We start from the raw sequence: 8,453 nt of genomic DNA, 5'->3' as shown, positions 1-8,453 counted from the left end.
ATCAAGCGTACGTTAAATCGTACCGTGGGTTCGAATCCCACCCTCTCCGCCAGAATACATAGAAGAAGCTCCCGCAAGGGAGCTTTTTTTATTCCCGCAAGGTCAAAAAAACACCAGCGCAAAGTCCAGGTAGAAAAACCGCCCAAAGCGCGCAGCGCAAGGCGTTTTTTCCTCCATTCAGGCTTTCAAAGCCAGCCAGGCTTTGAAAGCCTGCGCCGCCACTACCGCAACAAGCTAGTGTACGAGCTTGGCCACCGCAAACGCCGCGCCCGACAAGGCAATCATCGTCCCCGCACACGACAGGATGACAGCCGACTTCGCCTCAGCCACATCTGACTTGGTCGCATAATTGGAGCGCACCACAGCGAGGTCCAGTTTCAAGCCACTGACATCCGTCTTGAGAACGCCGACATCCGTTTTCAGACCAGCCACATCCACCTTGAGGTCCGCAACATCGGTTTTCAAGTCCGCAACATCCACTTTGATGTCAGCCACATCGGTCTTTACATCCTTAACGTCCAGTTTCACACCAGCCATGTCCTTTCCCAGTGCGTTGACTTGTTCGTCCATGGCGCAATCCTCCGTGCTTTTCACTTCATGCTCCTCGCTTTTTTCACCGCTGTCAAACAGTGTCCCGAGAGTACCGTGCATGGCCCTGCTATTCCTTGCCAAGCGCTGTGCCAGCGCTATCCACGCTAGCCCTTGCCGATGCAGCCCACCTTGACCCTGCTCAGCCTATGGTAATCTACCCCCTCCCATCCTGCCCCCATACCAAAGCAAAGCAATGAGCCGATTCTGGAGCACCATCGTCAGCGAGCTGACCCCCTATATCCCCGGCGAGCAGCCAAAACTGCCCGACCTGGTCAAACTCAACACCAACGAAAACCCCTATGGCCCGTCGCCGCAGGTGCTGGCAGCGCTGCGCGAAGCCGCCAACGATACCCTGCGCCTGTACCCTGATCCGTCCGCCAGCGAACTGAAGCAAACCCTGGCCGACTACCACGGCTTGACCAGTGCGCAAGTGTTCGTCGGCAACGGTTCCGACGAAGTGCTGGCGCTGGCCTTCATGGCCTTGCTCAAGCACGATGCGCCGCTGCTGTTCCCGGACATCAGCTACAGCTTCTATCCCGTGTATTGCAAACTGTACGGCATCGATTACCGCACGGTTGCGCTCGACGAGTCCATGCGCATCCGCCCGGAAGACTATCAGGGGCCGTGCGGCGCCATCATCTTCCCGAATCCCAACGCGCCCACGGGCGTCGATTTGCCGCTGGCCGGCGTGGAAACCCTGCTGCGCGCGCATCCCGATGCCGTGGTGGTGGTCGATGAAGCATATGTGGATTTCGGTGGCGAAAGTGCCGTGGCCCTGGTCGAGCGTTATCCGAACTTGCTGGTGGTGCAGACGTTCTCGAAATCGCGCTCGCTGGCCGGCTTGCGCGTGGGCAGTGCATTCGGGCATCCGGACCTGATCGAGGCGCTCGAACGTGTGAAGAACAGTTTCAACTCGTATCCGCTGGACCGGCTGGCGCTGGCCGGCGCCGTCGCTTCGCTGCACGACGAAGCGTATTTCCAGCACACGCGCCAGGCCGTCATCGCCAGCCGCGAGCAGTTGACGGCGGATTTGACGGCGCTGGGCTTCGAGGTGCTGCCTTCCGTGGCCAATTTTGTCTTTGCCCGCCACCCGCAGCATGACGCGGCGCAGCTGGCGGCCGGCTTGCGCGCCCGTTCCGTGATCGTGCGCCACTTCAATGCGCCCCGTATCAGTCAGTATTTGCGCATCAGCATTGGCAATGTGGGTGAGTGCGCAGCCCTGATGGCGGCCTTGCGCGAGCTGTTGTCGTGATGGCAGGCCTGACACGGCTGCCGGCAGCCGTGTCAGGTGCCGGTTTGCTTACTGCTGGCTGGCCCGGCGGCGGCGCGCCATGAAGCCCAGCAAGCCCAGGCCGCCCAGCAGCATGCCGTAAGTGGCGGGCTCGGGTACGGCCGACACGGACAGGTTATTGATGGTTGGCCAGATACCGATCTGTCCCGCCGTACTGACGGCCAGGTCGGAGAAGGCGCCGGTCGACAGGAAGCCTACAAATGATGCCTGCGTCGGCAAGGTCAGCTCGTAGGTGAGCAATTCTCCCAGCGCATTGCGGGCGGTCAGGGTGACGCTCTGGCCGTTCGCATATTCACCGGCAATGTTCGAGCCGAAGAAAAATCCCCCCACACCGCGTACGGCGCTGGAAAAGTTGGAAAACAGCACGCTGTCGTCACGGTTGTTCGTACTCAGCCAGTTGTCGCTGCCCGTGCCGGCGCCATACAGGATGGGCGAGACGCCAACGCTGCTGACCGTGTAGGCATAGCTGCCGGCGTTGCGGTTCAGCGGGCCGCCGAGTGCATCGATGGGCAAATCATCAAAGGTATCGACGCCGGTATTGCCGACCGCTGCCAGATAGGCGGACTGGCTGGTAAACACCGTGATGTCTGCGTGTGCGGCGCTGGCGGCGAGCAGCAGGGCGGCGGCGCTGATGATTTTCAGGCGGGGGAATGTAGTTTGCAAGATTGACTCCTTAACAGGGATGGGGAAAAGGACAGCGGCACTGTGCATTGAAATTCCTAATGCCAAATCAATATAATATTTGCTAGAAAAAAATGCAATATAAAGTTTCTTTATGATAATTTCCGTCTTGTATGGTTGAAATGCGGATGTTCCCCAATCGCCACTGCTGCCACTAGCGGCCATTTGTGCAACAATAATCGGATTCATACCTCGACAGGACGGACAATATGGCAAAAGTGGCATTCATCGGTTTGGGCGTCATGGGTTTCCCCATGGCAGGCCATCTGGCGGCAGGCGGGCACGACGTCACCGTGTACAACCGCAATCCGGCCCGCGCGGCCGCCTGGCTGGAGCAGCACAAGGGCAGCAGCGCCGCCACGCCGGCTGCGGCCGCTGCCGGTGCCGAGTTCGTGTTTACGTGCATCGGCAACGATAATGACCTGTACCAGGTCATCCTGGAAGAGGGCGGCTTGCTGTCCGCCATGGCGCCGGGCAGCATCCTGATCGACCACACGACGGCGTCCGCCGAAGCGGCGCGCACCATCCATGCGGCGGCGAAAGAGAAGGGCGTCTTTTTCCTCGACGCGCCCGTGTCCGGCGGCCAGGCGGGCGCGGAAAACGGCAAGCTGACGGTGATGGTGGGCGGCGATGCAGAGGCGTATGCGCGGGCCGAGCCCGTCATCGCCCTGTTCTCGCGCGCCGTCACCTACATGGGCGCGTCCGGTTCCGGTCAGCTCACAAAAATGGTCAACCAGATCTGCATCGCGGGCCTGGTGCAGGCGCTCAGCGAAGGCATCGCCTTCGCGGAAAACGCGGGCCTCGATGCGGCCCTGGTCGTCGACGTGATTTCCAAGGGCGCGGCGCAGTCGTGGCAGCTGGAAAACCGCGGCAAGACCATGATAGCGCGCAAGTTCGACTTCGGTTTCGCCGTCGACCTGATGCGCAAGGACCTGGGTATCTGTCTCGCCGAAGCCAAGCGCAACGGCAGCGACCTGCCCGTGACGACCTTGACGGACCAGTTCTATGCCGAAGTGCAGCAGGCCGGTGGCAACCGTTATGACACCTCCAGCCTGATTACCCGCCTGAACAAAAAGTAATCGTTCAAACGCCAGCCACGGCGGCGCGTCCCTGCAAAGGGCCGCGCCGCTTGCCGTTTACGCCGACACAAACCTTAAAACGTCAGTTTCCGGAACATCCGGTTTCGATTTTCATGGAAAAGCATGGACTTCGCTAGCTCATCGTGTATTATTAAAAAACGAGATGAAATGTCCCAATTTTTAAAACATTATGAGCGGACCCGCATGAAAACCAACTCCTCAGCGATAACACGCGTTGTCGACAAGAACATTCCCTACCTGTCTTCCGCCGTTGCCATCTGGCGCCCCCGCGCCGTGCTGCGCAGCTGGCCCGGTGTGGCCATCGCGCTGGTGATCGCCCTGTCGGCCACCTTTATTTCCAGCAATTACGGCGGCCCGCAACTGCTGTATGCGCTGTTCTTCGGCCTGGCCTTCCACTTCCTGGCCTCGGACCCCACCTGCAAGCCCGGCATCGAGTTTTGCAGCAAGGTGTTGCTGCGCACGGGCGTGGCCCTGCTGGGCGCGCGCATCACCTTCAACCAGATCGCCTCGGTTGGCGTGACGCCCTTGCTGATTGTCGTCGGCGGCCTGGTGGCGACTTTGGGCTTCGGCTACCTGCTGGCCAGGTGGCTCAAGCGCCCCATTACGGAAGGGATTTTGTCCGGTGGCTCGGTCGCCATCTGCGGCGCGTCTGCCGCGCTGGCCATCTCGGCCGTGCTGCCGCAAACCAAGGAAAACGAAAAGTTCACGCTGCTGACGGTGGTGGGCGTGACGACCCTGTCGACCCTGGCGATGATCGTCTATCCGCTGCTGGTCAAGCTGCTGGGCTTTGACCCCACGGAAGCGGGCGTGTTCATCGGCGGCACCATCCATGACGTGGCGCAAGTGGTGGGCGCCGGCTACCTGGTCAGCAATCATACGGGCGACGTGGCCACTTTCGTCAAGCTGACGCGCGTGGCTTGCCTCGTGCCCGTCGTGCTGGGCCTGTCGATCATGTTCAAGCGCAAGGAGGGCAAGAGCGAAGTCGATGCGCCGCCGCTCGTGCCGTTCTTCCTGATCGGCTTTGTCTGGCTCGTCATTACGAATAGCCTGGGCCTGATTCCGCAGGAAGTGAATGGCTGGATCAACAATGCCTCGCGCGCCTGCCTCGTCATCGCCATTGCCGCGCTGGGCGTGAAAACCTCGTTTCAGTCGCTGGCCTCGCTGGGCTGGCGTCCCGTGATCATGCTGGTGATGGAAACCGTGTGGATCGCCGCCTTCGTCGCCATCGCCGTCCTGCTGACGCGTTAAGCGCATCGGGCCTGTCATGAAGATCCTTGTCCTCGGCGCCGGCGTGGTCGGCACGGCATCGGCCTGGTACTTGCGCCAGGCGGGCCACGACGTGCGCGTGCTCGAGCGCCAGGCGGGCGCCGCGCAGGAAACCAGTTTTGCCAACGGCGGGCAGATTTCCGTCTCGCATGCGGAACCGTGGGCCAATCCTGCCACCCTGCGCAAGGTGCTCACATGGCTGGGCAAGGACGATGCGCCGCTGCTGTTCCGTCCCCGCCTGGATGCGCTGCAATGGCAGTGGGCCTTGCACTACTTGCGCGAATGCCTGCCGGCCAGGGTGTCGCGCAATATGCGCCAGATCGTTGCCCTGGCCGAGTACAGCCGCCAGAGCCTGCAAGCCTTGCGCCGCGAGACGGGCATCGAATACGACCACCTGGAGCGCGGCATCCTGCATTTCTACACGGACCAGCAGGAGTTTGACAAACCGCAAATGGGCGCCGCGCTCTTGCGCGAACTGGGCTGTCCGCGCAACACCGTCAGCGCCGATGAAGTGATCCGGCTGGAACCGGCCCTGCGCCACGCGCGCAGCCGCATCGTCGGCGGCGATTTTACTGCCAGCGACGAGTCGGGCGACGTGCATCTGTTTACCACGGCGCTGGCGGCCTGGGCCGCCGCGGCCGGCGTGGATTTTCGCTTTGGCACGACCGTGACGCGGCTGCTGGCCGATGGCGCGCGCATCACGGGCGTGGAATGCATCGATGCGCAGGGCCGCCACCGCCTGGAATACGCGGACGCCGTGGTGGTGGCCATGGGCAGTTTTTCCGCGCCCCTGCTGCAGCCGCTGGGTATCCGCTTGATGCTGTATCCGGGCAAAGGTTATTCCGCCACCTATCCGATTCTCGACCCCGTCAGCGCGCCTTCCGTGTCGCTGACGGACGACGGCCACAAGCTCGTATTTTCGCGCCTGGGCGAGCGCCTGCGCGTGGCCGGCACGTGCGAGCTGAACGGCTACACGCGGGAACTGAACCCCGTGCGCTGCGCCGCCATCACGCGCCGCGTGCAAACGCTGTTTCCCCATGCCTGCGATTACAGCGACCCCGTCTACTGGGCCGGCTTGCGCCCCCTGACACCGTCGAACGTGCCGTATATCGGCGCCACGCGCTACCGCCAGCTCTACCTCAACACGGGCCACGGCACCCTGGGCTGGACCATGGGCTGCGGCGCGGGCAGGGCGATCGCCGACCTCGTGTCGGGACGGCGGCCGGAAGTCGATTTTGCGTTTTGCGGCGAAGCCCCCCGGCACGAGGCCGCTTTGGTTCAACTTAGGAGAGCACCACGATGAGAGACGACGCCACCCCCAGCCAAGCACCGACCGGCCTGACCCTGGCCGGCACCACCTACCAGTCGCGCCTGCTGGTGGGTACCGGTAAATACAAGGATTTCGAGGAAACGCGATTGGCCATCGAAGAAAGCGGCGCCGAGATCGTCACCGTGACGATCCGCAGGGTCAACATTGGCCAGGAGAAGGGCGAGCCGAATCTGCTCGACTTCATTCCGCCGTCGAAATACACGATCCTGCCCAACACGGGCGGCTGCTACAACGCGCGCGACGCCGTCTACACCTTGCAGCTGGCGCGCGAACTGCTGGGCGGCCACCCGCTGTGCAAGCTGGAAGTGCTGGGCGATGAAAAGACCCTGTTCCCGAACATGCCGGAAACCTTGAAAGCGGCCGGGGAGCTGGTGCGCGACGGCTTCCAGGTGATGGTGTATTGCAGCGACGACCCCATCCAGGCGCGCATGCTGGAAGACCTCGGCTGCATCGCCGTGATGCCGCTGGCGTCATTGATCGGCTCGGGCATGGGCATTTTGAATCCGTGGAACTTGTCGCTGATCATCGAGCAGGCCCGTGTTCCCGTGCTGGTCGACGCGGGCGTGGGCACGGCGTCGGACGCGGCCATTGCCATGGAGCTCGGTTGCGACGGCATCCTGATGAATACCGCCATCGCGGCGGCGCGCGAACCGATACGCATGGCGCGCGCCATGAAACTGGCAGTGCAGGGCGGACGCGAGGCTTACCTGGCCGGACGCATGCCGCGGAGAGGAGGCGTCATGAGCGCTTCGCCCTCGTCGCCGATGGCCGGGCTGATCGCCTGAGCCAAGTTTGTAGCACCGTTGTCGATTCTTGTTGGAAGCACCCATAAAAACCACAATACCTGGAGATGACATGAAACACACACTCGTAGCGGCAGCCGTCCTGGCCACACTCTTCGCCGGCAACGCCAGCGCCCAATCGTCCGTCACCGTGTACGGCTTGCTCGACGCGGGCCTGACGTCCGAACACGGCGGCGCGGACGGTTCCGTCACCAAGCTGGCCACCGGCGTGCAGTCGGGCAGCCGCATCGGCTTCAAGGGCACGGAAGACCTGGGCAACAACCTGAAGGCCAATTTCTTGCTGGAAAATGGCCTCGACCTCGATACGGGCGCCAACCGCCAGGGCGCCTTGTTCGGGCGCAAGGCCTACGTGGGCCTGTCCGGCGGCTTCGGCGCCGTGAACCTGGGCTTGCAGCACAACCCGCTGTTCACCGCGCTGGACAATATCGACCCGTTCGAGACGGGCATGACGGGCGCCTCGATCAACCTGATGAGCGTGGCCAGCCTGCGCACGAAAAATTCCATCATGTATGAAACGCCGAAGGTGAAAGGCTTGTCGGCCGCCATCATGTATGGCCTGGGCGAAAAGCCGGACAGCAACACCCTGGGCCGCACCATCGACTTTTCCATCGACTACGCCAACGGCCCGCTGGTGCTGACCCTGGCGCACGACAACCGCAAGGATACGCCGCTGAACACGGCCAAGGTCACCTTGCTGGGCGGCACCTACGACTTCGGCCCCGCCAAGCTGCACGCCGCGTATGAAACGGACAAGGATGATGCGGGCACGGATTTCCGCAACTACATGCTGGGCGCGTCGGCGCCCGTGGGCGCGGCGGGCAGCGTGATGGCGTCGTACGTCCGCAAGGATGACCGCACGAACCTGCGCCGCGGCGGGCGCCAGCTGGCCATCGGCTACACCTATGCCTTGTCCAAGCGCACGAATCTGTACACCTCGTACGGACGCATCAACAACGATGGTGCGGGCACCAATTTCGTTGGCGACGCATCGAGCGGCGGCAGCGTGCCCTTGCCTGGCCATAACTCGAGCGCCTTTACGGCCGGCATGCGTTTGAAGTTCTAAGCGCGGCGATGCAGGGAGCGATGGCGGCTTGTCTGTTGCGGATAAGCCGCCATTGTTGTTTCAGGAGTGGACCCAAGTCACGGATTCCGGATTCAGGAATGAAACAGTCCGATTTTTCATGAATTTTGATTGACAGCGCATTTCGCAACCGTTAAATTGAACACGTATTTCAAATATCGGAACAAAATATACCGATTTTTCATAAAACCGTAAGGAGACTGAGCCATGACCGATTTGTCCGACCAAAAAGCCGCCGCCGCAGCGATACCTGTGGGCCCGCAAAAGATGACGCCGTCCGAAGCGTTCGTGGAAACCCTGGCCGCCAATG

Annotated in this window: 8 protein-coding genes; 6 read left to right on the top strand and 2 right to left on the bottom strand. The window is 62.0% G+C overall.

What is annotated here, in order from left to right; genetic code table 11:
- Positions 1-234: 234 nt before the first annotated feature.
- On the bottom strand, positions 235-651 hold the full coding sequence (locus AC54AF_RS26555) for a hypothetical protein (protein WP_496638974.1): 417 nt from the start codon (positions 649-651) through the stop codon (positions 235-237).
- 133 nt (positions 652-784) lie between these two features.
- Between AC54AF_RS26555 and hisC the strand changes: the two genes are divergently transcribed.
- Complete coding sequence (gene hisC, locus AC54AF_RS26550; RefSeq protein WP_496638973.1) at positions 785-1,843, top strand: histidinol-phosphate transaminase; 1,059 nt, start codon at positions 785-787, stop codon at positions 1,841-1,843.
- 48 nt (positions 1,844-1,891) lie between these two features.
- On the opposite strand, the gene AC54AF_RS26545 is transcribed toward hisC, so the two are convergent.
- Positions 1,892-2,545, bottom strand: a complete 654-nt coding sequence (locus AC54AF_RS26545; protein WP_496638972.1) for an FxDxF family PEP-CTERM protein — start codon at positions 2,543-2,545, stop codon at positions 1,892-1,894.
- A 227-nt stretch (positions 2,546-2,772) separates the two neighbouring features.
- On the opposite strand from AC54AF_RS26545, the gene AC54AF_RS26540 reads away from it, so the two are divergent.
- The 5 genes from AC54AF_RS26540 to AC54AF_RS26520 all read left to right on the top strand — a co-directional run bounded on the left by AC54AF_RS26540 (position 2,773) and on the right by AC54AF_RS26520 (position 8,125).
- Positions 2,773-3,642 carry an NAD(P)-dependent oxidoreductase gene (locus AC54AF_RS26540; protein ID WP_496638971.1) on the top strand — a complete coding sequence of 290 codons (870 nt, stop codon included), beginning with the start codon at positions 2,773-2,775 and terminating at the stop codon, positions 3,640-3,642.
- A 204-nt stretch (positions 3,643-3,846) separates the two neighbouring features.
- Positions 3,847-4,911, top strand: a complete 1,065-nt coding sequence (locus tag AC54AF_RS26535; protein ID WP_082654522.1) for a YeiH family protein — start codon at positions 3,847-3,849, stop codon at positions 4,909-4,911.
- 16 nt (positions 4,912-4,927) lie between these two features.
- Positions 4,928-6,232 carry a D-amino acid dehydrogenase gene (locus AC54AF_RS26530; RefSeq protein WP_496638970.1) on the top strand — a complete coding sequence of 435 codons (1,305 nt, stop codon included), beginning with the start codon at positions 4,928-4,930 and terminating at the stop codon, positions 6,230-6,232.
- Complete coding sequence (locus AC54AF_RS26525) at positions 6,229-7,044, top strand: thiazole synthase (RefSeq protein WP_496638969.1); 816 nt, start codon at positions 6,229-6,231, stop codon at positions 7,042-7,044. The genes AC54AF_RS26530 and AC54AF_RS26525 overlap by 4 nt, the downstream gene beginning before the upstream one ends.
- 70 nt (positions 7,045-7,114) lie before the next feature.
- Positions 7,115-8,125, top strand: coding sequence for a porin (locus AC54AF_RS26520; protein WP_496638968.1), 1,011 nt, complete (start codon positions 7,115-7,117; stop codon positions 8,123-8,125).
- Positions 8,126-8,453 lie beyond the last annotated feature (328 nt).

The organism is Janthinobacterium sp. JF4 (assembly GCF_059617925.1).
The sequence above is the reverse complement of the archived record's forward strand: the minus strand, read 5'-3'. Positions and strand labels throughout refer to the sequence as shown.

What these genes read in the sequence shown, in the direction of transcription:
- AC54AF_RS26555 (WP_496638974.1), bottom strand. Translation starts at nt 651, where the DNA reads ATGCACGGTACTCTCGGGACACTGTTTGACAGCGGTGAAAAAAGCGAG.
- hisC (WP_496638973.1), top strand. Translation starts at nt 785, where the DNA reads ATGAGCCGATTCTGGAGCACCATCGTCAGCGAGCTGACCCCCTATATC.
- AC54AF_RS26540 (WP_496638971.1), top strand. Translation starts at nt 2,773, where the DNA reads ATGGCAAAAGTGGCATTCATCGGTTTGGGCGTCATGGGTTTCCCCATG.
- AC54AF_RS26535 (WP_082654522.1), top strand. Translation starts at nt 3,847, where the DNA reads ATGAAAACCAACTCCTCAGCGATAACACGCGTTGTCGACAAGAACATT.
- AC54AF_RS26530 (WP_496638970.1), top strand. Translation starts at nt 4,928, where the DNA reads ATGAAGATCCTTGTCCTCGGCGCCGGCGTGGTCGGCACGGCATCGGCC.
- AC54AF_RS26525 (WP_496638969.1), top strand. Translation starts at nt 6,229, where the DNA reads ATGAGAGACGACGCCACCCCCAGCCAAGCACCGACCGGCCTGACCCTG.
- AC54AF_RS26520 (WP_496638968.1), top strand. Translation starts at nt 7,115, where the DNA reads ATGAAACACACACTCGTAGCGGCAGCCGTCCTGGCCACACTCTTCGCC.